Source organism: Streptomyces sp. M92, assembly GCF_028473745.1.
GTDB lineage: Bacteria > Actinomycetota > Actinomycetes > Streptomycetales > Streptomycetaceae > Streptomyces.
Map to the genome: position 1 here is coordinate 3,705,055 of NZ_CP101137.1, position 26,157 is coordinate 3,731,211.

General features: G+C 71.8%; 25 protein-coding genes and 1 pseudogene. 14 read left to right on the forward strand and 12 right to left on the reverse strand.

What is annotated here, in order from left to right; all coding sequences use genetic code 11:
• Positions 1-187: 187 nt before the first annotated feature.
• Together recA and recX are read left to right on the forward strand one after the other, a co-directional pair.
• Complete coding sequence (recA, locus tag M6G08_RS16815; RefSeq protein WP_336298998.1) at positions 188-1,306, forward strand: recombinase RecA; 1,119 nt, start codon at positions 188-190, stop codon at positions 1,304-1,306.
• A 3-nt stretch (positions 1,307-1,309) separates the two neighbouring features.
• A complete protein-coding gene (gene recX, locus M6G08_RS16820; RefSeq protein WP_272587968.1) occupies positions 1,310-2,044 on the forward strand; it encodes a recombination regulator RecX in 735 nt (244 codons plus the stop codon).
• A gap of 43 nt (positions 2,045-2,087) precedes the next feature.
• Here the strand turns inward: recX and M6G08_RS16825 are convergent, their stop codons facing one another.
• From M6G08_RS16825 to M6G08_RS16855, 7 genes and pseudogenes are all read right to left on the reverse strand, one after another.
• Positions 2,088-2,480, reverse strand: coding sequence for a rhodanese-like domain-containing protein (locus M6G08_RS16825; protein WP_272587969.1), 393 nt, complete (start codon positions 2,478-2,480; stop codon positions 2,088-2,090).
• A pseudogene (locus tag M6G08_RS16830) lies at positions 2,477-2,683 on the reverse strand (cysteine dioxygenase); the annotation flags it as partial. The pseudogene M6G08_RS16830 and the gene M6G08_RS16825, both read right to left, overlap by 4 nt.
• 86 nt (positions 2,684-2,769) lie before the next feature.
• Entirely contained in the window at positions 2,770-4,395 is a 1,626-nt protein-coding gene (locus M6G08_RS16835; protein ID WP_272591359.1) for an FAD-dependent monooxygenase, read from the reverse strand.
• Positions 4,396-4,570: 175 nt separating this feature from the next.
• Positions 4,571-5,467: an amino acid ABC transporter permease gene (locus tag M6G08_RS16840; RefSeq protein ID WP_272587970.1), complete on the reverse strand. Its 897-nt coding sequence runs from the start codon at positions 5,465-5,467 to the stop codon at positions 4,571-4,573.
• Entirely contained in the window at positions 5,464-6,129 is a 666-nt protein-coding gene (locus tag M6G08_RS16845; protein WP_272587971.1) for an amino acid ABC transporter permease, read from the reverse strand. The genes M6G08_RS16840 and M6G08_RS16845 overlap by 4 nt, the downstream gene beginning before the upstream one ends.
• Positions 6,130-6,216: 87 nt before the next feature.
• Positions 6,217-7,041, reverse strand: a complete 825-nt coding sequence (locus tag M6G08_RS16850) for a glutamate ABC transporter substrate-binding protein (RefSeq protein ID WP_272587972.1) — start codon at positions 7,039-7,041, stop codon at positions 6,217-6,219.
• Positions 7,042-7,153: 112 nt separating this feature from the next.
• A complete protein-coding gene (locus M6G08_RS16855; protein ID WP_272587973.1) occupies positions 7,154-7,930 on the reverse strand; it encodes an amino acid ABC transporter ATP-binding protein in 777 nt (258 codons plus the stop codon).
• A gap of 318 nt (positions 7,931-8,248) precedes the next feature.
• On the opposite strand from M6G08_RS16855, the gene M6G08_RS16860 reads away from it, so the two are divergent.
• Together M6G08_RS16860 and M6G08_RS16865 are read left to right on the forward strand one after the other, a co-directional pair.
• Complete coding sequence (locus M6G08_RS16860) at positions 8,249-8,935, forward strand: response regulator transcription factor (RefSeq protein ID WP_272587974.1); 687 nt, start codon at positions 8,249-8,251, stop codon at positions 8,933-8,935.
• Positions 8,936-8,944: 9 nt separating this feature from the next.
• Entirely contained in the window at positions 8,945-10,387 is a 1,443-nt protein-coding gene (locus tag M6G08_RS16865) for a sensor histidine kinase (RefSeq protein WP_272587975.1), read from the forward strand.
• Here M6G08_RS16865 and M6G08_RS16870 read toward each other — a convergent pair.
• A complete protein-coding gene (locus tag M6G08_RS16870; RefSeq protein ID WP_272587976.1) occupies positions 10,366-11,358 on the reverse strand; it encodes a TAXI family TRAP transporter solute-binding subunit in 993 nt (330 codons plus the stop codon). The genes M6G08_RS16865 and M6G08_RS16870 overlap by 22 nt on opposite strands.
• A 110-nt stretch (positions 11,359-11,468) precedes the next feature.
• Between M6G08_RS16870 and M6G08_RS16875 the strand changes: the two genes are divergently transcribed.
• Entirely contained in the window at positions 11,469-11,879 is a 411-nt protein-coding gene (locus M6G08_RS16875; protein WP_272587977.1) for a pyrophosphohydrolase domain-containing protein, read from the forward strand.
• 108 nt (positions 11,880-11,987) lie between these two features.
• Here the strand turns inward: M6G08_RS16875 and M6G08_RS16880 are convergent, their stop codons facing one another.
• Positions 11,988-13,238 carry a cation:proton antiporter gene (locus M6G08_RS16880; protein ID WP_272587978.1) on the reverse strand — a complete coding sequence of 417 codons (1,251 nt, stop codon included), beginning with the start codon at positions 13,236-13,238 and terminating at the stop codon, positions 11,988-11,990.
• Positions 13,239-13,242: 4 nt separating this feature from the next.
• A complete protein-coding gene (locus M6G08_RS16885; RefSeq protein ID WP_272587979.1) occupies positions 13,243-13,728 on the reverse strand; it encodes a cation:proton antiporter regulatory subunit in 486 nt (161 codons plus the stop codon).
• A 198-nt stretch (positions 13,729-13,926) separates the two neighbouring features.
• On the opposite strand from M6G08_RS16885, the gene M6G08_RS16890 reads away from it, so the two are divergent.
• The 4 genes from M6G08_RS16890 (at position 13,927) to M6G08_RS16905 (ending at position 18,043) form a co-directional block, all read left to right on the forward strand.
• Positions 13,927-15,003, forward strand: a complete 1,077-nt coding sequence (locus tag M6G08_RS16890) for a HAMP domain-containing sensor histidine kinase (RefSeq protein ID WP_272587980.1) — start codon at positions 13,927-13,929, stop codon at positions 15,001-15,003.
• Positions 15,000-15,662 carry a response regulator gene (locus M6G08_RS16895; RefSeq protein ID WP_073731733.1) on the forward strand — a complete coding sequence of 221 codons (663 nt, stop codon included), beginning with the start codon at positions 15,000-15,002 and terminating at the stop codon, positions 15,660-15,662. The genes M6G08_RS16890 and M6G08_RS16895 overlap by 4 nt, the downstream gene beginning before the upstream one ends.
• 86 nt (positions 15,663-15,748) lie before the next feature.
• Entirely contained in the window at positions 15,749-17,266 is a 1,518-nt protein-coding gene (gene miaB / locus M6G08_RS16900; RefSeq protein WP_272587981.1) for a tRNA (N6-isopentenyl adenosine(37)-C2)-methylthiotransferase MiaB, read from the forward strand.
• 54 nt (positions 17,267-17,320) lie between these two features.
• Entirely contained in the window at positions 17,321-18,043 is a 723-nt protein-coding gene (locus M6G08_RS16905; protein ID WP_272587982.1) for a class III extradiol dioxygenase subunit B-like domain-containing protein, read from the forward strand.
• 413 nt (positions 18,044-18,456) lie between these two features.
• On the opposite strand, the gene M6G08_RS16910 is transcribed toward M6G08_RS16905, so the two are convergent.
• Together M6G08_RS16910 and M6G08_RS16915 are read right to left on the reverse strand one after the other, a co-directional pair.
• Complete coding sequence (locus M6G08_RS16910) at positions 18,457-18,750, reverse strand: antitoxin (protein WP_272587983.1); 294 nt, start codon at positions 18,748-18,750, stop codon at positions 18,457-18,459.
• Between the two features lie 24 nt (positions 18,751-18,774).
• Positions 18,775-19,047, reverse strand: a complete 273-nt coding sequence (locus M6G08_RS16915; protein WP_272587984.1) for a hypothetical protein — start codon at positions 19,045-19,047, stop codon at positions 18,775-18,777.
• 183 nt (positions 19,048-19,230) lie between these two features.
• On the opposite strand from M6G08_RS16915, the gene miaA reads away from it, so the two are divergent.
• From miaA to M6G08_RS16940, 5 genes are all read left to right on the forward strand, one after another.
• Positions 19,231-20,169 carry a tRNA (adenosine(37)-N6)-dimethylallyltransferase MiaA gene (gene miaA, locus M6G08_RS16920; RefSeq protein ID WP_272587985.1) on the forward strand — a complete coding sequence of 313 codons (939 nt, stop codon included), beginning with the start codon at positions 19,231-19,233 and terminating at the stop codon, positions 20,167-20,169.
• A 107-nt stretch (positions 20,170-20,276) separates the two neighbouring features.
• Positions 20,277-20,777, forward strand: coding sequence for a hypothetical protein (locus M6G08_RS16925; protein ID WP_272587986.1), 501 nt, complete (start codon positions 20,277-20,279; stop codon positions 20,775-20,777).
• A 107-nt stretch (positions 20,778-20,884) separates the two neighbouring features.
• Positions 20,885-21,754 (forward strand): diaminopimelate epimerase, encoded by an 870-nt coding sequence (gene dapF / locus M6G08_RS16930; protein WP_272587987.1) that lies wholly within the window; start codon positions 20,885-20,887, stop codon positions 21,752-21,754.
• Between the two features lie 216 nt (positions 21,755-21,970).
• Positions 21,971-24,142, forward strand: coding sequence for a RelA/SpoT family protein (locus tag M6G08_RS16935; protein WP_272587988.1), 2,172 nt, complete (start codon positions 21,971-21,973; stop codon positions 24,140-24,142).
• A gap of 496 nt (positions 24,143-24,638) precedes the next feature.
• On the forward strand, positions 24,639-26,126 hold the full coding sequence (locus tag M6G08_RS16940; RefSeq protein ID WP_272587989.1) for a M1 family metallopeptidase: 1,488 nt from the start codon (positions 24,639-24,641) through the stop codon (positions 26,124-26,126).
• Positions 26,127-26,157: the final 31 nt, after the last annotated feature.

Genomic DNA, 26,157 nt, shown 5'->3' on the forward strand with positions numbered 1-26,157 from the left:
ACACGAAAATCGAACATCCATTCTTATGGAGGCTCCGGCGAGGCTCGTGACGGGTGATTCGACTGGGTTTGGACGGAGAAGTGCCCGAGTTATCCACAGGCCGGACCCGCATCGGGGCGCATTGTCAGTGGCAGGCATTAGCGTCTTTGACGTGAAGCGATCGAATCAAGCAAACCGGGTGGAACCCATGGCAGGAACCGACCGCGAGAAGGCGCTGGACGCCGCGCTCGCACAGATTGAACGGCAATTCGGCAAGGGCGCGGTCATGCGCATGGGTGAGCGGTCGAAGGAGCCCATCGAGGTCATCTCGACCGGCTCGACCGCGCTCGACGTGGCCCTCGGTGTCGGCGGCATCCCGCGCGGCCGGGTCGTGGAGATCTACGGCCCCGAGTCCTCGGGCAAGACGACCCTGACCCTGCACGCCGTGGCGAACGCGCAGAAGGCCGGCGGTCAGGTCGCGTTCGTGGACGCGGAGCACGCCCTCGACCCCGAGTACGCGCAGAAGCTCGGCGTCGACATCGACAACCTGATCCTGTCCCAGCCGGACAACGGCGAGCAGGCCCTGGAGATCGTGGACATGCTGGTCCGCTCCGGCGCCCTCGACCTCATCGTCATCGACTCCGTCGCCGCGCTCGTGCCGCGTGCGGAGATCGAGGGCGAGATGGGCGACAGCCACGTCGGTCTCCAGGCCCGACTGATGAGCCAGGCCCTCCGGAAGATCACCAGCGCGCTCAACCAGTCCAAGACCACCGCGATCTTCATCAACCAGCTCCGCGAGAAGATCGGCGTCATGTTCGGCTCCCCGGAGACCACGACCGGTGGCCGGGCGCTGAAGTTCTACGCCTCGGTCCGCATCGACATCCGCCGCATCGAGACCCTGAAGGACGGCACGGAGGCGGTCGGCAACCGCACCCGCTGCAAGGTCGTCAAGAACAAGGTCGCGCCGCCCTTCAAGCAGGCCGAGTTCGACATCCTCTACGGCCAGGGCATCAGCCGCGAGGGCGGCCTGATCGACATGGGCGTGGAGCACGGCTTCGTCCGCAAGGCCGGCGCCTGGTACACGTACGAGGGCGACCAGCTCGGCCAGGGCAAGGAGAACGCGCGCAACTTCCTGAAGGACAACCCCGACCTCGCCAACGAGATCGAGAAGAAGATCAAGGAGAAGCTGGGCGTCGGAGTGCGTCCCGAGGAGCCGGCGGCCACCGAGCCGGGACCGGACGCCGCCGCGGCCGACCCCGCACCGGCGGTGCCCGCCCCCGCGACCGCCAAGGCCACCAAGTCCAAGGCCGCGGCAGCCAAGAGCTGACCCGTGACGCGACGAACCGACTGGGCGGTCACCACGTACGAGACGGATTCGTTCGCCGTCGACGCCGGTGACGGAGGCGAGGCGCGCCACGGTGACGGCGAGGCGCGCCGCTCGGGCGGACGGGGCCGCGGAACAACGGGCGGCGGGCGCGGACGGCGGCGGCGCGAGCGCGCGGAGCCGTCCGCGGAGGACGGAGGTGCCACCTCCTCGTCGAGGGCCGAAGAGGCGGAGCCTCCGCGGGACCCGGTGGAGCAGGCACGGGCGATCTGTCTGCGCCTGCTCACCGGGACCCCGCGCACCCGCAAGCAGCTCGCCGACGCGTTGCGCAAACGAGAGATCCCCGACGAGGCCGCCCAGGAGGTGTTGTCCCGGTTCGAGGAGGTCGGACTGATCAACGACAGCGCCTTCGCGGCCGCCTGGGTGGAGTCCCGGCACCACGGCCGCGGGCTGGCCCGGCGCGCCCTCGCCAGGGAGCTGCGGACCAAGGGCGTCGACGCCACGCTCATCGACGCGGCGGTCTCCCGGCTGGACTCCGAGCAGGAGGAGGAGACCGCGCGCGAGTTGGTCGACCGGAAGCTGCGCACCACCCGGGGCCTCGACCGCGACAAGAGACTGCGCCGCCTCGCGGGCATGCTCGCCCGCAAGGGCTATCCCGAGGGCATGGCCCTGCGGGTGGTCCGCCAGGCGTTGGAGGAGGAGGGCGAGGACACGGAGTTCCTCGGCGAGGAGGGATTCTGACCGGTACCGGGGCGCCGGGTCTCGGGAGCGCCCGGCCGGCAGACTATGGAGTGGCGACCGGCAGTCCCGCCGCCCGCCACGCCTGGAACTCACCGATCAGATCCGTCGCCCGGCGCAGCCTCAGGCGGTGCAGGGACTCCGCGGCCAGGCCGGAGGCGTGGCCCTCGTCGCAGATGACGACGACGCGCAGGGCATGGCCCCTGGCCTCGGGGACACGGTGGCTGCCGCGCGGATCCAGGCGCCACTCCAGCTCGTTGCGCTCGATCACCAGGGCGCCGGGAAGCACACCGTCCCGTTGGCGGAGGGCTGCGTTACGGTTGTCGACCAGCAGCGCCGTGCCGGCTCTGGCGGCGTCGTACGCCTCGTGCGGCCCGATCCGCAGGTAGCCACTGCGTACCCGCTCCAACAGTGCGCCGATTCCGGTCGGCTCGCTCACTGCCAGTCCTCCGGGCGCTCGACCTGCTCCAGGCGCAGGATGTGGCCGCTGCGGCTGTAGCGGCGGATGCGGGGCAGGGGCGGGTAGAAGGCGTGTACGGAGATCGTGTGCGACTCGGTCGACTCGTTGAGGACCTCGTGCACGTGGTGCCGGCCGAAGGCGCGTCCCTGTTCGGCGTGCAGCCGGCGTTCTCGGTCCACACCATGCGGACGGCGACCGGCCACAGCCGGTCGCCCACGAGTCGCCCACCAGTCACCCACGAGTCATCGACGCGGGCCGTGCCCGCCGGTCAGCGGCTGGACCCGGCCACCGCACTCGCCTCCGCCCCGTCCTCCGCGGCCGTCGCGCTCGCCGCCCCGCCCAACGCTGTCTCCGCCGCCGCGTACAGGTCGGCCGGACGCACGCCGCCCTGCGCCGAGACCAGGTGACCGTCGGGCCGCACGAGCAGCACGGTGTGGGCGGCGGCACCCGGGTACGCCTCGGCGACGAGCAGTTCGGCGTGGTGCGGCAGCGCCGTCACCGCGGCCGCCAGCCGGGGCATGATCCCGGCGGTCACCCAGTGCTTCCGGTCCCACACCCCCGTACCCGGCGCGACCAGCACCACCAGCAGCGCCCCGCGCCCGAGCCGGTCGCGCAGCCGTACGAACGTGCCGTCCTCGGCCGTGACCCGCACGTCGCTGACGGGCGAACCCGGAGACGTACCGACGACCGTCTCCCCCGCGAGTCGCCCGGGCATGAGCGGTGAGTCGGCGTACGCCCCCGGCGCGCCCAGGGCTCCACGCCCCAGGTGGCCGTCGGCGAGCAGTGTGTCATTGCCCCGTGACGAGCCGGGCACGTAGGCACGCAGGCCACCGCCGCCGCGCAGCAGAGGAAGTACCTGGTCGGCGGCGCGCAGCCGCGCGGCGATCGCCGTACGCCGCTCCTCCTGGTAACTGTCGAGCAGCGCGTCACGCGGCCCGTGATGCCAGGCCAGGGCCAGTTTCCAGGCGAGGTTGTCGGCGTCCCGCAGCCCTTCCTCCAGACCCTGGGTGCCCAGCGCGCCCAGGAGGTGGGCCGCGTCCCCGGCGAGGAAGACGCGCCCCACCCGCCAGCGGCGGGCCAGCCGGTGGTGGACGGTGTGGACGCCGGTGTCGAGGAGTTCGTACGACGGAGCGACGCCCTCCGCCCAGCCGGTGAGCGTCTCACGGACGCGGTTCACCAGCAGTTCCGGCGTGACCAGGTCCTTGCCGGGCGGCACCAGCCAGTCCAGGCGCCAGACACCGTCCGGCAGGGGGCGGCCGACGATCTCTCCCGCCGACGGGCCCGACGTCCGCCACGGCGGCATCCGGTGGAGCAGCGCCTCGTCGGTCCACGGGAGTTCCGTACGCAGCGTGGCCACGGCGTATCGTTCCACCGCCGTACGGCCGGGGAAACGGATGTCCTGGAGCTTGCGGACGGTGGAGCGGGGGCCGTCGCAGCCGACCAGGTAACTGCCGCGCCACCAGGTGCCGGCGGGTCCGCGGGTGTGGGCGGTGACGCCGGAACCCTCCTGCTCGATGCCGTCGAGACGGCTGTCGACGGCGACCTTCACGAGCGCTTCGCGGGCGAGCGCGGCGCGCAGGACGCCGGTCAGTTCGTGCTGGGCGATGTGCAGCGGCGCGGGGTCGGCGTCGCCGAATTCGACCTCGCGCGTCACCTGCTTGCGCCGCATCGACCGCCATCCGGCCCAACGGGAGCCCGACCCCGTCAACGGTGTTCCGGTCAGCCGCTCGACGAGGGCGACGGTGTCCTCGCGCAGCACGACGGTGCGCGCGGGGCGCGGTTCGTCCTTGCCCGGCCCTTCGTCGAGGACGACGCAGGGCACGTCCTGCCGCGCCAGTGCCAGGGCGAGCGTGAGCCCGACGGGCCCCGCTCCGGTGACGATCACCGGGTCCACGGTGCGGCGCCCCCTGCCCGTGGCGGTGTCCCGGGGGACGTAGGTGAACAGGACGTTGGAGCAGGGTGCACGGTCACAGAACGTATGCAACCCATTGGCGCTGCTTGCGTCAAGCGACGGAGGCAGTGGCGATCATGCCACTGCCTCCGTTGGCGTTACGCGGGGTGACCGAGTGTCAGGCGTTGCCCCCGGCGCCGGTCGCATTGGATCCGGTGACACCGGCGTCATCGGCCTTGAGCACCGCGCCGGTCGACTTCTTGGCCCGCCGCAGCCGCTTCTCCAACCAACTCGCGAAACTCGTCAGGAGGAAGTTGAGCGCGATGTAGATGACGGCGACCACGGTGAAACTGGCGATGACGTTGGCGCCGTAGTAGCCGCTCATCGTGTTGGCCGAGGCGAGCAACTCCGGGAAGGTGAGGACGGCGCCACCGAGCGCCGTGTCCTTCAGGATGACGACGAGCTGACTGACGATGGCCGGCAGCATGGTGGTGACCGCCTGCGGCAGCAGGATCGTCCGCATCAGCTGACCCTTGCGCAGGCCGATCGCCATGGCGGCCTCGGACTGGCCCTTGGGCAGGGCGAGAATGCCCGCCCGCACGATCTCCGCCAGAACGGAGGCGTTGTAGAGCACGAGACCGGTGACCACGGCGTACAGCGGGCGGTCGTCCGAACTGACGTCGGTGTACTCGGCGAAGAGGGCGAGGCCGAAGATCATCAGGACCAGCACCGGGATGGACCGGAAGAACTCGACTACGACCGCCGCCGGGACCCGTACCCACACGTGGTCCGAGAGACGGGCAATGCCGAGGGCCGCGCCGAGCGGCAGCGCGATGACCATCGCGAGGGCGGCCGCCTTGAGCGTGTTCTCCAGGCCCGGCCAGATGTAGGTGGACCACGCCTCCGTGCCGGAGAAGAACGGCTTCCACAGGGCCCACTCCAGCTGGCCCTTGTCCTTGAGCGTGCCGAAGATCCACCACAACAGGGCGGCGAGGGCCACCACGAAAACGATCGTGAAGGCGACGTTGCGCCGCTTGGCGCGGGGGCCCGGGGCGTCGTAGAGGACGGAACTCATCGCTTGACCGCCACCTTCTTGCCCACCCAGCCGAGGATCAGGCCGGTCGGCAGCGTCAGGACCACGAAGCCGAAGGCGATCACCGCGGAGATCAACAGCAGCTGGGCCTCGTTCTCGATCATTTCCTTCATCAGGAGGGAGGCCTCGGCGACACCGATGGCCGCGGCCACCGTCGTGTTCTTGATCAGCGCGATCAGCACGTTGGCCAAGGGGACGACGGAGGAGCGGAACGCCTGGGGCAGCACCACGTTGCCGAGTACCTGACCGAAGCTGAGCCCGATCGCACGGGCCGCCTCCGCTTGCCCGACGGGCACGGTGTTGATACCGGAGCGCAGCGCCTCACACACGAAGGACGAGGTGTAGAGGATCAAGCCGAGGACGGCGAGGCGGAAGTTGATCGTCTCGACGTCGTTCGCGCCGAGGGACACTCCCAGTGACTGGTTGAGGCCCAGTGACGTGAACAGGATGATCACCGTAAGCGGGATGTTTCGCACGATGTTCACGTACGCGGTCCCGAAGCCGCGCATCAACGGCACCGGGCCGACCCGCATGGCGGCCAGTATGGTGCCCCAGATCAGGGAGCCGACGGCCGAGAGCACAGCGAGCTGCACTGTCGTCCAGAAGGCTCCCAACAGGTCGTAATCCTGCAGAAAGTCGAACACGATCTCCCGCGCTTCCGCGTGTAGGGACGCCCGCCCCGGCGCGCCGCCCCTTCTTCCCGAGGGCGGCGCGCCCTGTCAGGCCCGGCCTCAGCTCTTGATGTCGCCGATCTTCGGCGCCGGCTCGTTCTTGTAGTTGGCCGGGCCGAAGTTGTCCTTGACGGCCTTGTCCCAGGACTTGTCGGCCACCATCTCCTCGAGAGCCTTGTTGATCTTGTCCTTGAGGTCGCTGCCCTTCTTCACGCCGATGCCGTAGTTCTCGTTCGTCAGCTTGAAGCCGGCGAGCTTGAACTTGCCCTTGAACTGCGACTGGGCAGCGTAACCGGCGAGGATCGAGTCGTCGGTGGTCAGTGCGTCGACGGCACCGTTCTGCAGGCCGGGCAGGCATGCCGAGTACGTCGGGTACGGCTGCAGCTGCGCGTCGGGAGCCAGCTTGTCCTTGACGTTCTGGGCCGAGGTCGAACCGGTGACGGAGCAGAGCTTCGCGTCGTTCAGGTCCTCCGGCGACTTGATCTTGTCGTCGTCGGCGCGGAGCAGCACGTCCTGGTGGGCGAGCAGGTACGGGCCGGCGAAGTCGACCTTCTCCTCGCGCTTGGGGGTGATCGAGTACGTCGCGGCGATGAAGTCGACGTCACCGCGCTGCAGCATGGTCTCGCGGTCGGCGCTCTTCGACTCCTTCCACTCGATCTGGTCCTCGGAGTAGCCGAGCTTCTTGGCGACGTACGTGGCGACGTCGACGTCGAAGCCCTCGTAGCCGTCCGGGGTCTTCTGGCCGAGGCCCGGCTGGTCGAACTTGATGCCGATGGTGATCTTCTTGTCGCTGTCACCGGAGGAGTCGTCGCCGCCGCACGCGGTGGCGGTCAGGGCGAGGGCGAGGACGGTGGCCGAGGCGGCGGTGACCTTGCGGAGCTTCATGGTGAACATCCTTTGACTGTGGTCGAACGGCGATCGGGCGATCGGATGACCGGGCGATCAGAGGTTCAGGTGATCGGATGCGGGCGACGCGGGGCGCCGGGGCCGCACCGGTTCAGTGGTGCAGGATCTTCGACAGGAAGTCCTTGGCACGGTCACTGCGCGGGTTGCTGAAGAACTGGTCCGGCGTGGCCTCTTCGACGATCCGGCCGTCCGCCATGAACACCACGCGGTTGGCCGCCGACCGGGCGAAGCCCATCTCGTGGGTGACCACGATCATGGTCATGCCCTCCTCGGCGAGCTGCTTCATGACCTCCAGGACCTCGTTGATCATCTCGGGGTCGAGAGCCGACGTCGGCTCGTCGAAGAGCATGACCTTCGGGTCCATGGCGAGCGCCCGCGCGATGGCGACGCGCTGCTGCTGGCCACCGGAGAGCTGCGCGGGGTACTTGTCCGCCTGGGCGCCCACGCCTACCCGGTCGAGGAGGGCGCGCGCTTTCTCCTCGGCCTTCTTGGCGTCGACCTTGCGGACCTTGACCTGGCCGAGGGTGACGTTCTCGAGCACGGTCTTGTGCGCGAAGAGATTGAAGGACTGGAAGACCATGCCGACGTCGGCCCGCAGCCGGGCGAGCTCCTTGCCCTCGGCGGGCAGCGGCTTGCCGTCGATCGCGATCGATCCCGAGTCGATGGTCTCCAGGCGGTTGATGGTCCGGCACAGGGTGGACTTACCGGACCCGGAGGGCCCGATGACCACGACGACTTCGCCGCGGGTGATCGTCAGGTCGATGTCCTGGAGCACGTGCAACGCGCCGAAGTGCTTGTTGACACTCTTCAGGACGACCAGTTCGCCGGTCGAGGCCTTGTCTTCCTTGGCCACCGATACTTCGGTCATCGCTCTCGGGCTCCGTCCTCCTCGGTTTCGGAGGACAGTAGTAACGCCGATCGACCTGCGTCTCTATATCTGAGGGGAATCTGAGCATCACGATCCGATAGCAATCGGACACGAGTCGTAGCACTTGTGAGCAGGGCGCATATCGGCCGGATAACTTCGAGCGGCCGCAACCGGAACGCTCTTGACGCCGTCCCCTTCCATCGGCGTCACTGCACAGGACGCACGCGCGTGTGCATGCGGTTCCGCACCCGTCCGATGCCCGCCCACCATGACGATCAACCCTCCAGACGTACGGCCGATGAACCGAAGGGAGCCCGGATGAGACTGCTGCTCGTCGAGGACGACAACCACGTGGCCGCCGCCCTGTCCGCGATCCTGGCCCGGCACGGCTTCGACGTCACCCACGCGCGCAGCGGCGAGGAGGCGCTCCAGGCGCTCGTCCCCGACGGCGACTGCTTCGGCGTCGTCCTGCTCGACCTCGGTCTGCCCGACCAGGACGGCTACGAGGTCTGCGGCAAGATCCGCAAGCTCACCGCCACCCCGGTCATCATGGTCACCGCCCGCTCCGACGTCCGTTCCCGCATCCACGGCCTGAACCTCGGTGCCGACGACTACGTGGTCAAGCCGTACGACACCGGAGAGCTGCTCGCCCGCATCCACGCCGTCAGCAGGCGCACCGCCCACGAGGACACCACGGGGAGCACCGAGACCGTGGTGCGCCTGGGAGCCGTGCGCATCGAGCTGCCGACGCGACAGGTCAGCGTGGACGGTTCGGCCGTCCAGCTCACCCGCAAGGAGTTCGACCTGCTCGCCCTGCTCGCGCAGCGGCCCGGGGTGGTCTTCCGCCGGGAGCAGATCATCAGCGAGGTCTGGCGCACCAGTTGGGAGGGCACCGGGCGCACCCTGGAGGTGCACGTCGCCTCGCTGCGCGCCAAGCTGCGCATGCCGGCGCTGATCGAGACCGTCCGCGGCGTCGGCTACCGCCTCGTCGCCCCCGGTGCGTAGCGGGGCCGGGTGAGCACACGGCTGCTTCCGCTGCTCATCGTCCTGATGGCGGCCGTACTTCTCGCGCTGGGCGTCCCCCTGGGCGTAAGCGTCGCCCGCGCGGAGCAGCAGAAGGTCGTCATCGACCGCATGGACGACACCGCGCGCTTCGCGGCGCTCGCCCAGTTCGTCACCGAGAAGGCGCCGGGCGGCTCCCGGCCCACCAGCACGGACGAGCGCCTGGAGACCCTGCAGACCGAGCTGACCAGCTACCACGAGGTGTACGGCATCAAGGCCGGCGTCTTCTACCGCAACCACATCCCGATGGCCAACGCCCCGACGACCTGGTTCCTGCCGCAGACGGGCGAGGTGCGTGAAGCCTTCGACGAGGCACTGCTCAGCCGCCGCAGTCACGACCCCCGGCAGGTGTGGCCCTGGCAGGACGGCACCCTGGTGGTCGCCTCCCCGGTCATCCGGGACGGGGACGTCGTCGCCGTCGTGGTCACCGAGTCGCCCACCGAAGCGATGGCGTCGCGCACCCTGCGCGGCTGGCTGATCATCGTCGCCGGGGAGACGGCGGCGATGCTGCTCGCCGTCGGCGCCGCGCTCCGGCTGACGGGCTGGGTGCTCAGGCCGGTGCGCGTCCTGGACGCCACGACCCACGACATCGCCACCGGGCGGCTCAAGTCCCGGGTCGCGCCCGCCGGGGGGCCGCCGGAGCTGAGGCGGCTGGCCCGGTCGTTCAACGAGATGGCGGACCACGTGCAGGACGTGCTGGAGCAGCAGCGCGCCTTCGTCGCCGACGCCTCGCACCAGTTGCGCAACCCGCTCGCGGCGCTGCTGCTGCGCATCGAACTGCTCGCCCTGGAACTGCCCGAGGGCAACGAGGAGATCGCCTCCGTCCAGACCGAGGGCAAACGCCTGGCCCGGGTCCTGGACGACCTGCTCGACCTGGCGCTGGCCGAGCACACCCAGGCGGACCTCGCGGTCACCGACATCGGCGCGCTGGCCGCCGAGCGGGTGGCCGCCTGGGCGCCGACGGCCGAGGCCAAGGGCGTACGACTGGTGGGGGACTGCCCGCCGACCACCGGGTGGGCCGACCCGGTGGCGCTCTCCAGCGCCCTGGACGCGGTGATCGACAACGCGGTGAAGTTCACGCCCGCCGACGAGACCGTACGCGTCACGGTCGCCTCCACCGGTGACTCGGCGACCGTCGTCGTCACCGACGAGGGCCCCGGGCTGACCGACGACGAACTCGCTCGCGTGGGGGACCGCTTCTGGCGCAGCGGTCGGCACCAGAACATCAAGGGGTCCGGCCTCGGCCTGTCCATCTGCCGGGCGTTGCTCGCGGCGGGCGACGGCTCGATCACGTTCGCCCACCACGAGCCGCACGGCCTGGCGGTGACGGTCACGGTGCCGCGCTCGGGCAACCGCGGGGAGCCGGCGGAGTCCTACGGCTTGACCGACCGGTAGTAGCGCCGGGCGCCCTCGTGCAGCTGAAGCGGGTCGGTGTAGATCGCCGTGCGCAGGTCCACGAGCTGCGCGGAGTGGACGTGCGCCCCGATGCCGTCGCGGCTGTCGAGCACCGTCCTGGTCAGCCACTCGGTGAGCCGCGGATCCATGTCCGCGCGGGTGACCAGCAGGTTGGACACCGCCATGGTGGGCACCACGGCGCCGTTCTGCACGGTCGGATAGGCCGACTCCGGCATGTTGGTGGTGCGGTAGTAGCGGGTCGCGCCGCCGGACTCGTGCAGCTTGGTGACGAGGTCCTCGGTGATGGGCACGAACCGGAAGGCCGAGGTCTCCGCTATCTCCCGGAGCCCGTCCGTGGGCACGCCGCCCGACCAGAAGAACGCGTCCAGCTCCTCGCCCAGCCGCCCCGGTCCGGTGTCGATACCGTCCGCGCTGGGCCTGATGTCCGTCTCCGGGTCGATGCCCACGGCCTTCAGCAGCCGGGTGGCGATCAGCCGGACCCCCGAGTTCGGCGGCCCTATGGCCACCCGCTCGCCGCGCAGGTCGGCGACGGACTGGATGTCCGAGTCGCTGGGCACCACGAGCTGCACGTAGTCGTCGTAGAGGCGGGTGACACCGCGCAGCGCCTCGGCCCCGGGCCGGCCGGCGAGCTTGTACGTCTCCACCGCGTCGGCCGCGGCGATGGTGAAGTCGGCCTCCCCGGACGCCACCCGCTCGACGTTCTCCTGGGAGCCCGCGCTCGTCATCAGCCGCACGTTCAGCTCCGGCATGTCCTTGCGCAGCTCGGTGCGCAGCAGCTCGCCGTACTTCTGGTAGACCCCCGCGCGGATGCCCGTGCTGAACGTGATCGTCCCGCCCGGCGGCTCCTCGCCCAGGGGGAGCAGCCACCACAGCAGCAGCCCGAGGGCGACGGCACCGGCGACCGCGCCCTGGACGGCGCGGCGCCCGCCGATGCGGGAGAACGAGGACATGTGGGCGATCCTGCCAGCCCCCCACCCCGGCTGACCAGGGCCGAGCTCACACGACGGGGCATCGCGGCGCCCGGGGCCGACTGTCGGTGGTGATCGCTACAGTCGGTGGCATGAGCTCTTCGCCCGCCGACCTGGTCCGCGCCTTCCACCACGCCTTCGGGCTCGACGTCCGCGGTGTCCCGGCCGAGGTGCCGCCCGAGCTGGCCGCGCACAGAGGTGAGCTGCTGGCCGAGGAGGCCGCCGAGGTCGCCGAGGTGTCGGTGTCAGGGCCGCTGGACCGGCTCGCGCACGAGCTGGCCGACGTGGTCTACGTCGCCTACGGCACGGCCCTCGTCCACGGCATCGACCTCGACGAGGTGATCGCCGAGATCCACCGCTCCAACATGACCAAGGTGGGCCCCGACGGCCGCATCAGCCGCAGAGCCGACGGCAAGGTCCTCAAGGGCGACCACTACGAGGCACCGGACGTCTCCGGCGTCCTGCGCGCGCAGGGGTGGGTGCCACGGACGCCGGAGGCCTGAAACCGGAGTGGTGCAGAGACCGGAATGGTGCAGAAACACGACCCCGGCACCTGCGTACCGGTACCGGGGCCACGTCGGGTCGTGCGCCGCCAGTCGGCGGCCGCCGCGTCAGTCGCCCACCGACGCCTCCGCCCCCGTCGGGCGAGGCGTCCCGTCGGTCTCGCCGGGCAGCCCGGCGGACCCGGCGGGACGGTCGGGATTGTCGCGGCGGCGGAACAGGCGCATCGCCAGCGGTTCGGTGAAACGGGCGGTGAGCGGGCCGAGGACGACCAGGATGAGCACGTACGCCGTGGCCAGCGGGCCCAGGGACGGTTCGATGCCGGCCGAGACCGCGAGGCCGGCGATGACGATCGAGAACTCGCCGCGCGCCACCAACGCCCCGCCGGCCCGCCAGCGGCCCTTCACGGAGATCCCCGCCCGCCGCGCAGCCCAGTAACCGGTCGCGATCTTGGTCACCGCGGTGAGCAGGGCCAGTGCCAGCGCGGGCAGCAGTACCGGCGGAATGCTCGCCGGGTCGGTGTGCAGCCCGAAGAAGACGAAGAAGACCGCGGCGAACAGGTCCCGCAGCGGGCTCAGCAGCGTGTGCGCGCCCTCGGCGACCTCCCCGGACAGCGCGATGCCCACCAGGAAGGCGCCCACCGCCGCCGACACCTGGAGCTGCTGCGCGACACCGGCGACCAGGATCGTCAGGCCCAGCACCACCAGGAGCAGCTTCTCCGGGTCGTCGCTCGAGACGAACCGCGAGATCAGACGGCCGTAACGCACCGCCACGAACAGCACCGCGCCGGCCGCCGCCAGCGCGACCGCCAGCGTGATGCTCCCGGTCATCAGACCGGCACCGGCCACCAGAGCCGTGACGATCGGCAGGTACACCGCCATCGCCAGGTCCTCCAGGACCAGCACGCTAAGGATCACCGGCGTCTCGCGGTTGCCGACCCGGCCGAGGTCGCCGAGCACCTTGGCGATGACACCGGACGACGAGATCCAGGTCACGCCCGCCAGGACCACGGCGGCCACCGGACCCCAGCCCAGCAGCAGCGCGGCCACCGCACCCGGCACCGCGTTGAACGCGCAGTCCACGAGACCGGCCGGATAGTGGGACTTCAGGTTGGTGACCAGGTCGCCGGCCGTGTACTCGAGGCCGAGCATCAGCAGCAGGAGGATGACGCCGATCTCGGCGCCGATGGCCACGAACTCCTCGCTCGCGCCCAGCGGCAGCAGCCCGCCCTCGCCGAACGCCAGGCCGGCCAGCAGGTACAGCGGGATGGGGGAGAGGCGGTAGCGGCCGGCGAACCGGCCCAGCAGCCCGAGCCCCAGAATGATGGAACCGAACTCGATCAGCAGAACCGCGGAGTGCACCGGCTCACTCCTGCCCGAGTATCGCCGCGGCGGCGTCGACACCCTCACGGGTGCCGATGACGATCAACGTGTCACCACCCACCAGCCGGAAGTCCGGCGCCGGCGACGGAACCGCCTCGGCCCGGCGCAGCACGGCGACGATCGAGGCACCCGTCTCGGTGCGCATGCAGGTCTCGCCCAGCAGCCGGCCGTTCCAGCGGGACGTCGCGGCCACCTCGATCCGCTCGGCGACCAGCCCCAGGTCGGTGGTGTAGAGCAGATTCGCGCTGTGGTGGGAGGGCTTGAGCGCGTCGATCAGCGCGCCCGCCTCCGGGCCGGCCAGCCGAAGCGAGTGCGCGCAGGAATCGGGGTCGTCGGCCCGGTACATGTTCACCGTCCGGGTGCCGTCGCGGTGTGCCACCACCGATAGATGGCGGTGTTCGCGGGTCACCAGGTCGTACTGGACCCCGATACCCGGCAGCGGCGTCGCCCTCAGGCGTGGAGCTGACACGAGCTTTCCCCTCATTCGTCTTGCTTCCCTTGCCGCACTTCGCACACGTGCGTGACGTGTTCACGGCCCCGCCATGCTGTCATCCGCACATACGGTGGCGATATGGGTGTCGTGACGGATATACGCAGCCGCACACGGTCGGCGAAGCTGGCCGAGGCAGTGTCGTGCGCGAAGGCCGGGAGGAGCGGGAAGAGGACCGTGTCGCTTTTCTGGCGGATCTTCTCGCTCAACGCCGCGGGCCTGGTCGTCGCCACCGCACTGCTGCTCGGCCCGGTCACCGTCTCGACCCCCGTACTGCGGCACGAAGCACTGATCCTGCTCGCCGGCCTCGTGGCGCTGCTCGCCGGGAACGCGTTCGTCCTGCGCATAGGACTCACCCCGCTGCAACGGCTGGGCCGCGCGATGACCACCGCCGACCTGCTGGTGCCCGGCACCCGCCCGGCGGTCTCCGGGCCGGCCGAGGCGGCGGAGCTGATCGAGACGTACAACACGATGCTCGACCGGCTCCGGGCCGAGCGCGCCGCGGGCGCCGGCCGGGCGCTGCACGCCCAGGAACGCGAACGCCACCGCATCGCCCGCGAGCTCCACGACGAGGTCGGCCAGACCCTCACCGCCGTACTGCTCCAGCTCAAGCGCGTCGCCGACCGGGTGCCCGGGGAGCTGCGCGAGGAGGTGTCCCTGGCCCAGGAGGCCACTCGGGCCGGTCTGGACGAGATCCGCCGCATCGCCCGCCGGCTGCGCCCCGGCGTCCTGGAGGAACTCGGTCTCGCCAGCGCGCTGCGTTCACTCGCCGCCGAGTTCACGCACCACGGTCTCACCGTCCACCACCACGTCCCCAAAGACCTGCCCCCGCTCGCCCCGGAGGCGGAACTCGTCGTCTACCGGGTCGCCCAGGAGGGTCTGACCAACACCGCCCGCCACTCCGCCGCCGACCGCGCGGAGCTCTGCCTTCGCCCGCTGCCCGACGGCGTCGAACTGCTCGTCCGCGACAACGGCACCGGTCTGGGGCCCGCTGCCGAGGGCGCCGGCATCCGCGGCATGCGAGAACGGGCGCTGCTGGTGGGGGCGGAGATCCACCTGGAACCGGCTCCTGGCGGCGGCACCGACGTACGGCTGCGCGTCCCGGCCCCGCTCGGCAGCCGACGTGACGACCGGGCCCGGCAGGAAGACCGACCGAGGGACCGACCCGCCTACCGGCATGCAGACGAAGACGCAGCCCCCTTCACAGCCCGACCCGCACGCCGACATACAGACCGCCCCGGAGACCGCCCTTGACGTCCGCACGGCCACCGATCCGCGTCCTGCTCGCCGACGACCACACCCTCGTACGCCGGGGAGTCCGGCTCATTCTGGACGGTGAACCGGACCTCACGGTCGTCGCCGAGGCCGGGGACGGGGCCGAGGCGGTCGCGGCGGCCCGGACCACCGAGGTCGACCTCGCCGTCCTGGACGTCGCCATGCCCCGCATGACGGGCCTCCAGGCGGCGCGAGAGCTCTCCCGCCGCCTGCCCGGACTGCGCATCCTGATCCTGACCATGTACGACAACGAGCAGTACTTCTTCGAGGCGCTCAAGGCCGGTGCCTGCGGGTACGTGCTCAAGTCCGTCGCCGACCGCGACCTGGTCGAGGCGTGCCGGGCGGCCGTACGCGACGAGCCGTTCATCTACCCGGGTGCCGAGCGTGCCCTGGTCCGCTCGTACCTGGACCGCCTGCACGGCGGTGGCGGCCTGCCCGACCGGCCCATCACCGAACGCGAGGAGGAGATCCTCAAGCTGGTCGCCGAGGGCCACACCTCCAAGGAGATCGGCGAGCTGCTGTTCATCAGCGCCAAGACCGTGGAGCGCCACCGCGCGAACCTCCTCCAGAAGCTCGGCGTCCGCGACCGACTGGAGCTCACCCGGTACGCGATCCGCGCCGGCCTCATCGAACCCTGACCTGCACGACCCGCCGTGACCTGCCGTGACCCCGGTTGTCCACAGGCGGCCCGGGACACCGCCGCCGACCGCCTACCCTTATTGCCATGAGCAGCATCGACCGGAGCCAGTCAGTGGGCGGCCCACGCACCTATGAAGTACGCACCTACGGGTGCCAGATGAACGTCCACGACTCCGAGCGATTGTCCGGTCTGCTGGAGGACGCGGGCTACGTCCGCGCCCCCGAGAGCGCCGACGGCGACGCGGACGTCGTCGTCTTCAACACCTGCGCCGTCCGGGAGAACGCCGACAACAAGCTGTACGGCAACCTCGGCCACCTCGCCCCGAAGAAAGCGAGCCGTCCGGGGATGCAGATCGCGGTCGGGGGCTGCCTGGCGCAGAAGGACCGCGACACCATCGTCAAGCGGGCGCCCTGGGTGGACGTCGTCTTCGGAACGCACAACATCGGCAAGCTGCCGGTGCTCCTGGAGCGCGCCCGCGTCCAGGAAGAGGCGCAGGTGGAGATCGCCGAGTCCCTGGAGGCGTTCCCGTCCACGCTGCCCACCCGTCGCGAGAGCGCGTACGCGGCCTGGGTCTCCATCTCCGTCGGCTGCAACAACACGTGCACCTTCTGCATCGTCCCGGCACTGCGCGGCAAGGAGAAGGACCGCCGCCCCGGCGACATCCTCGCCGAGGTCGAGGCCCTGGTCGCGGAGGGCGTCTCCGAGATCACCCTCCTCGGGCAGAACGTCAACGCCTACGGCTCCGACATCGGCGACCGCGAGGCCTTCAGCAAGCTGCTGCGGGCCTGCGGGAAGATCGACGGCCTGGAGCGCGTGCGCTTCACCTCCCCGCACCCGCGCGACTTCACCGACGACGTCATCGCCGCCATGGCCGAGACGCCGAACGCCATGCCGCAGCTCCACATGCCGCTCCAGTCCGGGTCCGACCCGGTACTGAAGGCGATGCGCCGCTCCTACCGGCAGGAGCGCTACCTCGGCATCATCGAGAAGGTGCGGGCCGCCATCCCGCACGCGGCGATCACCACCGACATCATCGTGGGCTTCCCCGGCGAGACCGAGGAGGACTTCGAGCAGACCCTGCACGTGGTGCGCGAGGCCCGGTTCGCCCAGGCCTTCACCTTCCAGTACTCCAAGCGGCCCGGTACCCCGGCCGCCGAGATGGACGGCCAGATCCCCAAGGCGGTCGTCCAGGAGCGCTACGAGCGTCTGGTCGCCCTCCAGGAGGAGATCTCCTGGGAGGAGAACAAGAAGCAGGTCGGCCGCACCCTGGAGCTGATGGTCGCCGAGGGCGAGGGCCGCAAGGACGGCACCACCCACCGCCTCTCCGGCCGCGCCCCGGACAACCGCCTGGTGCACTTCACCAAGCCCGACCAGCAGGTCCGCCCCGGCGACGTGGTGACCGTCGAGGTCACCTACGCCGCCCCGCACCACCTCCTCGCCGAGGGCGCGGTGCTCGACGTGCGCCGCACCCGCGCGGGCGACGCCTGGGAGAAGCGCAACGCGGCCGAGCAGGCCAAGCCCGCGGGAGTGATGCTGGGCCTGCCGAAGATCGGCGTCCCCGAGCCCCAGCCCGCCGTGGCGAGTGGCTGCGGCTGCGACTGACTGACCGCAGGGCGTGCGGTGGCGGCGGGCGGTCCGGGGGATACGCTGCCGATCATGCTTGTCGCAGCCGCCGTCTGTCCCTGCCCGCCGCTCCTCGTGCCGGAGGTCGCCGCGGGCGCCGCACCCGAGCTGGATGCCGCGCGTGCCGCGTGCACGGACGCGTTGGGCGTGCTCGCCGCCGCGCGGCCCGACCGGCTGGTGGTCGTCGGGCCCGCCGGCGACGCGGGGCCCGAGATCTATCCGCAGGGCACGCCGGGGACCTTCCGGGGCTTCGGGGTGGACGTGGACGTCCGCCTGGGCACGGTGCGCGGCCTCGGCACGGAGGAGACCGGACGCGAGCTGCCGTACGGGCTGGCCGTGGGCGCCTGGCTCCTCGGGCGCGTCGGATGGGCCGACGGCCCCGTCGAGGGGGTCGGCGTCGGCGAGGAACTGCCCGCCGAGCGCTGTGCCGCCCTCGGACGGGACCTCGCCGCCCGGCCCGGACGGCTCGCGCTGCTGGTGCTGGGCGACGCCAGCGCGTGCCGCACCCTCAAGGCCCCCGGTTACCTCGACGAACGGGCGGCGCCCTTCGACGCGGAGGTCGCGCGGGCGCTGGCGGCGGCGGACCCCGCCGCCCTGGCGGCCCTCGACGTCACGCTGGCACGCGAGCTGCAGGCTTCCGGCAGGGCACCGTGGCAGGTACTGGCGGGCGCGGTCGGCGACGCCGGCCTCGCCGGCGCGCTGCTGTACGAGGACGCGCCGTACGGGGTTGGGTACGTGGCGGCGACCTGGTCGTAGCGGCGGCGACCGCCGGGACGCAGTCGCGGTCACCGTCCGGCGGTAAGGGTCGCGGCCACAGTCTGGCGGTAAGGGTCGCGGCCACAGTCTGGCGGTAAGGGTCGCGGCCACAGTCTGGCGGTAAGGGTCGCGGCCACAGTCTGGCGGTGAGGGTCGCGGTCACTGTCTGGTGGTGAGGGTCGCGGTCACTGTCTGGCCGGGACCCCGGTCACCGGCCGCGGCCGACCGTGGGGCCCCGGTCACCGTCCGGCCGGGATGCCCCCGTCACCGTCCGGCCGCAGCGGCCGCCGCCACCCGGTCGCCAACGCTGCCCACCACCCGGTCACACGCGCGTCGGCGGACGGTCCGGAGCCGGGGTGGCTCGTGACCGTCCGCCGACGCGCGTGCGACCGTCCGCGCCGGACGCGTGACCCTCAGGAAGCCGGCGGCGGCCCGGCGGGCGGGGGGTCGCCCGGGGTGGTGCCCGGCGTGCCTCCGCCTCCGGGCGTGCCGTCGTCGTCCTTGTGGGCGAGGCGGTCCATGGCACCCTTGGCCTTGCCGGTGCCCGTCTGGATCCGGTCGCTGTACTTGCCCTTGGTCCTCTCGTCGACGGTCCTCGCCACCTTGTCGAGACCGCGATCGATCTTGTCCCCGTGCTGCTGCGCGAGGTCGGAGACCTTGCCCTTCGCCGGTCCCAGCCTGGCCTTCAAGTTGTCCATCAGACCCATGGTTCGCCTTCCCTCACGGGGCGGTCAGGTGCGGGCGCCGTTGTCGGCCTCGTTGTCGACGGCCTCCCCGGCGGACTGCTGCTTGGGGATGCCGACGCCTTCCGCGTCGGTTGCACCGGCGGCCTCGTCGGCCTCCGCGGACTCCGACGTGTCCCGGGGGCCGGAGTCGGCCGTCTCCACGGCCTGTGCCGTCTCCTCAGCCGCGTGCTCGGTGTCCGGGGTGCCGGTCCGCGCCTCCTCGGCCGACGCCTCCTCAGTGGTCTTCGACCTCCGAAGAAGCCGTGCAAAAACGCCCATATCAACTCCATACGTTACTCGTGCGGGCGAAATCCCGCGGCATCCGGTGCGTCCGTTTGCGTGGCCGGGGCCGTGGCCCCGGTGGCCCGGGGAGCGGGGACTTCGCAACGGGCAACGACTCCCGCCCCGCGCCGTCACGTAACTCGTTCGAGGGCCGGGCGAGAGGTTTGGGACACTGGTGCGGTGAGCAGCGCACCCCCCGCCCCCCGCGTCATCGCCGTCGTCGGTCCCACCGCGGCCGGAAAGTCCGATCTGGGCGTATTCCTGGCCCAGCGGCTCGGCGGCGAGGTCGTCAACGCCGACTCCATGCAGCTCTACCGCGGGATGGACATCGGCACCGCGAAGCTGACGCCCGGGGAACGCGGCGGCGTCCCGCACCATCTGCTCGACATCTGGGACGTGACGGTCACGGCCTCCGTCGCCGAGTACCAGCGGCTGGCCCGCGAGCGGATCGACGCGCTGCTCGCCGAGGGACGCTGGCCGGTCCTCGTCGGCGGCTCCGGCCTCTACGTCCGCGGAGCCGTCGACAACCTGGAGTTCCCCGGCACCGACCCCGAGGTCAGGGCCCGGCTGGAGGAGGAGCTCGCCCTGCACGGCCCCGGGGCGCTGCACGCCCGGCTGGCCGCGGCCGACCCCGAGGCGGGCCGGGCCATCCTGCCCAGCAACGGACGCCGCATCGTGCGCGCCCTCGAGGTGATCGAGATCACCGGCAGGCCCTTCACCGCCAACCTCCCCGGCCACGACTCCGTCTACGACACGGTCCAGATCGGCGTGGACGTGGCCCGCCCCGAGCTGGACGAGCGCATCGCCCGCCGCGTCGACCGGATGTGGGAGGAAGGTCTGGTGGACGAGGTGCGCTCCCTGGAGGCGCGTGGGCTGCGCGAGGGGCGTACGGCATCGCGCGCGCTCGGCTACCAGCAGGTGCTCGCGGCGCTCGCCGGCGAGTGCACCATGGACGAGGCGCGGACCGAGACCGTGCGTGCCACCAAACGCTTCGCGCGCCGTCAGGATTCATGGTTCAGGCGCGATCCGCGGGTGCACTGGTTGAGTGGGGCTGTGGCGGACCGCACGGAACTTCCGCAGCTCGCGCTGTCGTTGGTCGAACGACCGGTTACAGCCTGATCACGTGATGGCATCGGGAAGCCCCGGCCGTCATCCGGGCCTTCGGCGGCGTGCCATCATCGAGCTTCGATCGACCGAGTGAGTCCTAGTTGGGAGGGCGCGTGGCGATGGAGGCCGGCCCTCGCGACACCGCACCAAGCACCGAGCACGGCGCCGCCGACCACGACGGCCCGGAGCCCGACGGAACCGCCCTGAGCCCCGACGGCCCCGACGAGGCGTCGGAGGGCGTGACGACGGACGGCCCCGAGCCCGCCGAGATGTACGGCGACGAGGTCGAGGTCGAGCTCCGCCCGCAGCGTCGGCTGCGCATCTGGCAGCTCGCGCCCATCGTGGGCCTGGCCGCGGTCGGCTCCCTGATGTTCGCCTTCCCGCTGGCCTTCGACTTCGGCGACAGCGGCGCCGTGATCGCGATGCTGGGGCTGCTGATCTGCTCCTGCGCGGCCGGCTGGGGCATGATGGCCGCCCGCCGCGTCGGCTACACCCTGCCGGGGCTGCCGCAGCGCGGCTCGGGACGCCGTGCCGACTGGCGCATGATCCTCGTCTACGTCCTGACGGTGGCCGCCGTCGTCGCCCTGGCCGTGTGGCGGGTCGCCCGCCTGCGCGGGTGACACGAGCCCACCGGCGCCACTGACCCGGGTCCACCGTCACGGCACCGGCGCGTGCGCGGGCGCCCGCCACACGACGGCACGCCCCGCCCACCCCGTACGATCGAGGAATGAGCACGCGGATCGCCTTCCTCAAGGGTCACGGCACCGAGAACGACTTCGTGATCGTCCCGGACCCGGAGAACGCCGTCGAACTGCCCCCCGCCGCCGCAGCCGCCCTGTGCGACCGCCGCGCGGGCATCGGCGGAGACGGCCTGCTGCACGTCGTGCGGTCCGCGGCGCACCCCGAGGCCCGGCACATGGCCGCCGAGGCGGAGTGGTTCATGGACTACCGCAACGGCGACGGCTCGGTCGCCGAGATGTGCGGCAACGGCGTACGCGTCTTCGCCCGCTACCTCCAGCGCGCCGGACACGCCACCGAGGGTGACCTCGCCGTCGCCACACGCGGGGGCGTGAAGACCGTGCACCTCGCCAAGAACGGAGACGTCACCGTCGGCATGGGCCGCGCGCTGCTCCCCGAGGGCGACGTCGAGGTGAGCGTCGGCGAGCGCAGCTGGCCCGCGCGGAACGTGAACATGGGCAACCCGCACGCGGTCGCCTTCGTCGCCGACCTCGACCACGCGGGCGACCTGTACACCGCGCCGCCGTTCCGGCCGGCCACCGCCTACCCGGACGGGGTGAACGTCGAGTTCGTCGTCGACCGCGGCCCGCGCCACGTCGCCATGCGCGTGCACGAGCGCGGCTCCGGGGAGACCCGTTCCTGCGGCACCGGCGCCTGCGCCGTCGCCGTCGCCACCGCCCGTCGGGACGGCGCCGACCCGGCCGTCACGGGCACCCCGGTGACGTACACCGTCGACGTGCCGGGCGGCACCCTGGTGATCACCGAGCACCCCGACGGGGAGATCGAGATGACCGGCCCCGCGGTGATCGTCGCCGAGGGCGAGTTCGACGCGGAATGGCTCGAGGGGGTGCTCGTCTGAACCACAGCCCGGTCCATGACACTCAGTGCGAAAACGTAAACCCTCGGTCCATCGCTCGAATGGGTGATCCGTTTCACGCTCCGCGAGAGGCGGTCGGCCGCACGTGATGGGCTCGATAGCATCAAGCACCGGCCCGGACGGGGGAACGACACCATCCCTTGAGCCGCGTCCGCCCCGGGATGCCCCGTCCGCCGGTCCACGCAGCCGGAGGTGCCCATGAACGCGGAGGCCGTGAATCCAGCGAGCCCGGGACCGGTGCCGCCCGCGACCACCGGCGCCGCCGCTCCGTCCGCGTCCCGCAGGAAGGCCCGCCCCCGGATCGACCTGCGCCGCCTGGGCCGCGCCGCGCTGCTCGGCTCCGCCGCCCGCGGCCGGCAGCTCCCCGACGCCATCGGCCACGTCGTCGAGGCCCACCGCGCCCACCACCCCGACGCCGACCTCGACCCGCTGCGCCGCGCCTACGTGCTGGCCGAGTCCTCGCACCGCGGCCAGATGCGCAAGAGCGGCGAGCCGTACATCACCCACCCCCTCGCCGTCACCCTGATCCTCGCCGAACTCGGCGCCGAGACCACCACACTCACCGCGTCCCTCCTCCACGACACCGTCGAGGACACCGACGTCACCCTGGACCAGGTCGGCGAGGAGTTCGGCGCCGAGGTACGCTACCTCGTCGACGGCGTCACCAAGCTGGAGAAGGTCGACTACGGCGCCGCCGCCGAGCCCGAGACCTTCCGCAAGATGCTCCTCGCCACCGGCAACGACGTCCGCGTGATGTCGATCAAACTCGCCGACCGGCTGCACAACATGCGCACCCTCGGCGTCATGCGCCGCGAGAAACAGGAGCGCATCGCCAAGGTCACCCGCGACGTCCTCATCCCGCTCGCCGAACGGCTCGGTGTCCAGGCGCTCAAGTCCGAACTCGAGGACCTGGTCTTCGCGGTCATGCACCCCGAGGAGTACGCGCACACGCGTGAGCTCGTCGCCGCGAACGCCGCCCGCGCCCAGGACCCGCTGGCCGAGGTCGCCGAGGACGTGCGCAAGGTGCTGCGCGAGGCCGACATCAGTGCCGAAGTCCTCATCCGGCCCCGCCACTTCGTCTCCCTGCACCGCGTCTCCCGCAAACGCGACCCGCTGCGCGGCGCCGACTTCGGCCGCCTCCTGGTGCTCGTGCAGGAGGACGCCGACTGCTACGCCGTCCTCGGTGAACTGCACACCTGCATGACCCCGGTGGTCTCGGAGTTCAAGGACTTCATCGCCGTACCCAAGTTCAACCTGTACCAGTCGCTGCACACCGCCCTCGCCCGCCCGCAGGACGGCCAGGTCGTCGAAGTCCTCGTCCGTACCCACCAGATGCACAAGGTCGCCGAGGCCGGAGTCGTCGCCCTCGGCAACCCCTACGCCCAGCCGACGGAGGACCAGAGCACGGGCGACGGGGAGCGCGCCGACCCGACCCGGCCCGGCTGGCTCTCCCGGCTGCTCGACTGGCAGCGCGGCGCCCCCGACCCCGACACCTTCTGGTCCACCCTCCGCGAGGACCTCGCCCAGGACCGCGAGATCACCGTCTTCCGCCCCGACGGCGGCACCCTCGGCCTGCCCGACGGCGCGACCTGCGTGGACGCCGCCTACGCCCAGTACGGCGAGGACGCGCACGCGGCCATGGGCGCGCGGGTCAACGGACGCCTGGCGACCATGAGCACGGTGCTGCGGGACGGCGACACCGTGCAACTCCTCATGGGCCAGGACCCCGCCTCCGAGCCCTCCCGTCAGTGGCTGGAGCATGCCCGCACACCGGCCGCGCGGATCGCCATCCAGCGTCGGCTCGCGGCCCGCCCGGAGCAGACCTCCGTCGAGCCGGAGGACGCGCCCCGCACCTCCCTGACCGGTGACGCACCCGCCGCCCGCCCGGCATCCGACGGACCGGCGCCCCGCCCCGCCTCCGCCGACGTCCTCGCCGACCGGCCGGGGGCGGCCGTGCGGCTGGCCGGCTGCTGCACTCCCGTACCGCCCGACGAGATCACCGGTTTCGCCGTGCGCGGGGGAGTGGTGACCGTGCACCGCGCGGAGTGCGCCGTGGTGGCGCGCATGAAGGGCGCGGGGCGACCGGAGGTCGGCGTGCGCTGGGGGGAGAGCACCCAGTGCCGGGTCACCCTGCTCGCCGAATCGTTCGGCCGTCCGCATCTGCTGGCCGACCTCACCGAGGCGATGGCCGTCGAGGGCGCCGAGATCGTCTCCGCGACCGTCGAGCCGCCCGACCGCCAGCGGGTCCGGCACACCTACACCGTCCTGCTGCCCGACGCGGCACGGCTGCCCGGCCTCATGCGCGCGATGCGGGACGTGCCCGGGGTGTACGACGTGAGCCGGGCGCAGCCGCAGACCACGGGGGTCTGAGCCGCACCGCCCCGCCCGGCCGACGCTCGGGACGCACCCGCCCCGACCGGCGGGCTCCCCCGTCGGGCATGGCCGACCCCTCTCCGGCCCGGGGCACCGTGACGCACCCGCGCGGTCGGCCATCGCCTCGCCGTCCCGGACGTGATTGCCTCCCTGCCCCAGCGGCAAGGTTCCCGTTCCAGGGGCCCGGGAGCGCGCCCTTGCCGCGCGAAGGATCGCCTGTTCGCGAATGCCGGGGTCCAGCCCTCAGGGCCAGACGCCCTGTGCGGCCCGCCGAGGGATGCCCGTCCACCGGGCAGCGGCCTTCGTGCACTACTCGCGCCCCCCGCGCCGTGCCCGCGGCCGGTCGGCACTTCCCAGTGCGACCCGCAGCCGACCGAACCTCCCCGTACGTCCGTTGCCGGCACACCCGCCCCGCCCGCCGGACCGCACCCGTTCGGGTGCCCCGGGCGCGCGTCGGCGTCGCGGCACGGGTGCGCGCTGATAGCCGTGGGGCATGCCGCACACCCCGCACCCCCCGGCTTCCCGCCCCCGCGCGCGAGCACGCCGTCGGCTCAGGGCCGCCGCGCTGCTCGCCTCGGCCGTCTCCGTATGCCTGGTCGCCGCGAGCGCCCCGCCGACCCCTCTGGGCGTCGGCGACCGCCTCTACCCGCACCTGGGCAACCCCGGGTACGACGTGGCGGCGTACGACCTCTCCTTCACCTACTCCGGCAGCAACAGCGAGCCGTTGCGGGCCGTCACCGTCATCGACGCCCGGACGACGGCCGACCTCGACCGGGTCAACCTCGACTTCGCCCACGGCAAGGTCGACTCCGTCGAGGTCGACGGCGAGCCCGCGGCCTTCGCCACCGCCGGCGAGGACCTCGTCGTCACCCCCGAGGACCCGCTCGACGAGGACGAGTGGACGCGGATCACCGTGCGGCACACCAGCGACCCCGTGTACCCGGAGGACCGCGAGGGCGGCTGGGTGCGCACCTCGGACGGGCTCGCCATGGCCAACCAGGCGGACGTCGCCCACCTGGTGTTCCCCTGCAACGACCACCCCTCCGACAAGGCGGGCTTCACCTTCCGCGTCACCGCCCCGGACGGCCTCACCGCCGTCGCGAACGGCCTGCCGACGGGCGTCGAGCGGACGGACGGAACCACCACCTGGACGTACCGGACCGCGCACCCCATGGCCACCGAGCTGGCGCAGGTGTCCATCGGCCGCTCCACGGTGCTGCACCGCACCGGCCCGCACGGGCTGCCCGTGCGGGACGTCGTGCCGACCGAGCACCGCGCGGCGCTGGAACCGTGGCTGGAGAAGACGCCCGGCCAGATCGCCTGGATGGAGGAGAAGGTCGGGCGCTACCCCTTCGAGACGTACGGGCTGCTCATGGCCGACGCCACCACCGGCTTCGAGCTGGAGACCCAGACGCTCTCCCTGTTCGAACGGGAGCTGTTCACCGAGCCGGGCTACCCGAAGTGGTACGTCGAGTCGATCATGGTGCACGAGCTGGCCCACCAGTGGTTCGGCAACAGCGTCGGCCCCGCCACCTGGTCCGACCTGTGGCTCAACGAGGGCCACGCCACCTGGTACGAGGCGCTCTACGCGGAGGAGACCGCCGACAAGCCCCTTCTGGCGCGGATGAAGGCCGCCTACGGCGCCTCCGACGGCTGGCGCGCCAAGGGCGGGCCGCCCGCCGCCCCGAAGCCGCCCACTTCCGGCAGCAAGACCGGCATCTTCCGCGCCAACGTCTACGACGGCGCGGCCCTCGTCCTCTACGCCCTGCGCCAGGAGATCGGCCGCCCCGCCTTCGAGCGCCTGGAACGGGCCTGGGTCACCCGCCACCGGGACGGCACGGCGACGACCGCCGACTTCGTCCGGCTCGCCTCCGAGACCGCGGGCCGTGACCTGGGCGACTTCCTCCACGGCTGGCTGTACGGCGAGAAGACCCCGCCGATGCCCGGACACCCCGACTGGAAGCCGGGGGCCGGGGAATAAGCCGGTGACGAGACGGCCCGTGCCGTGCGAC

Coding starts and splice junctions, on each gene's coding strand:
- M6G08_RS16935 (WP_272587988.1), top strand. CDS start 21,971: ATGAACGCGGAGGCCGTGAATCCAGCGAGCCCGGGACCGGTGCCGCCC.
- M6G08_RS16925 (WP_272587986.1), top strand. CDS start 20,277: ATGGAGGCCGGCCCTCGCGACACCGCACCAAGCACCGAGCACGGCGCC.
- M6G08_RS16840 (WP_272587970.1), bottom strand. CDS start 5,467: ATGAGTTCCGTCCTCTACGACGCCCCGGGCCCCCGCGCCAAGCGGCGC.
- M6G08_RS16875 (WP_272587977.1), top strand. CDS start 11,469: ATGAGCTCTTCGCCCGCCGACCTGGTCCGCGCCTTCCACCACGCCTTC.
- M6G08_RS16860 (WP_272587974.1), top strand. CDS start 8,249: ATGAGACTGCTGCTCGTCGAGGACGACAACCACGTGGCCGCCGCCCTG.
- M6G08_RS16915 (WP_272587984.1), bottom strand. CDS start 19,047: ATGGGCGTTTTTGCACGGCTTCTTCGGAGGTCGAAGACCACTGAGGAG.
- M6G08_RS16910 (WP_272587983.1), bottom strand. CDS start 18,750: ATGGGTCTGATGGACAACTTGAAGGCCAGGCTGGGACCGGCGAAGGGC.
- M6G08_RS16905 (WP_272587982.1), top strand. CDS start 17,321: ATGCTTGTCGCAGCCGCCGTCTGTCCCTGCCCGCCGCTCCTCGTGCCG.
- miaB (WP_272587981.1), top strand. CDS start 15,749: ATGAGCAGCATCGACCGGAGCCAGTCAGTGGGCGGCCCACGCACCTAT.
- M6G08_RS16850 (WP_272587972.1), bottom strand. CDS start 7,041: ATGAAGCTCCGCAAGGTCACCGCCGCCTCGGCCACCGTCCTCGCCCTC.
- M6G08_RS16870 (WP_272587976.1), bottom strand. CDS start 11,358: ATGTCCTCGTTCTCCCGCATCGGCGGGCGCCGCGCCGTCCAGGGCGCG.
- dapF (WP_272587987.1), top strand. CDS start 20,885: ATGAGCACGCGGATCGCCTTCCTCAAGGGTCACGGCACCGAGAACGAC.
- M6G08_RS16855 (WP_272587973.1), bottom strand. CDS start 7,930: ATGACCGAAGTATCGGTGGCCAAGGAAGACAAGGCCTCGACCGGCGAA.
- recA (WP_336298998.1), top strand. CDS start 188: ATGGCAGGAACCGACCGCGAGAAGGCGCTGGACGCCGCGCTCGCACAG.
- M6G08_RS16940 (WP_272587989.1), top strand. CDS start 24,639: ATGCCGCACACCCCGCACCCCCCGGCTTCCCGCCCCCGCGCGCGAGCA.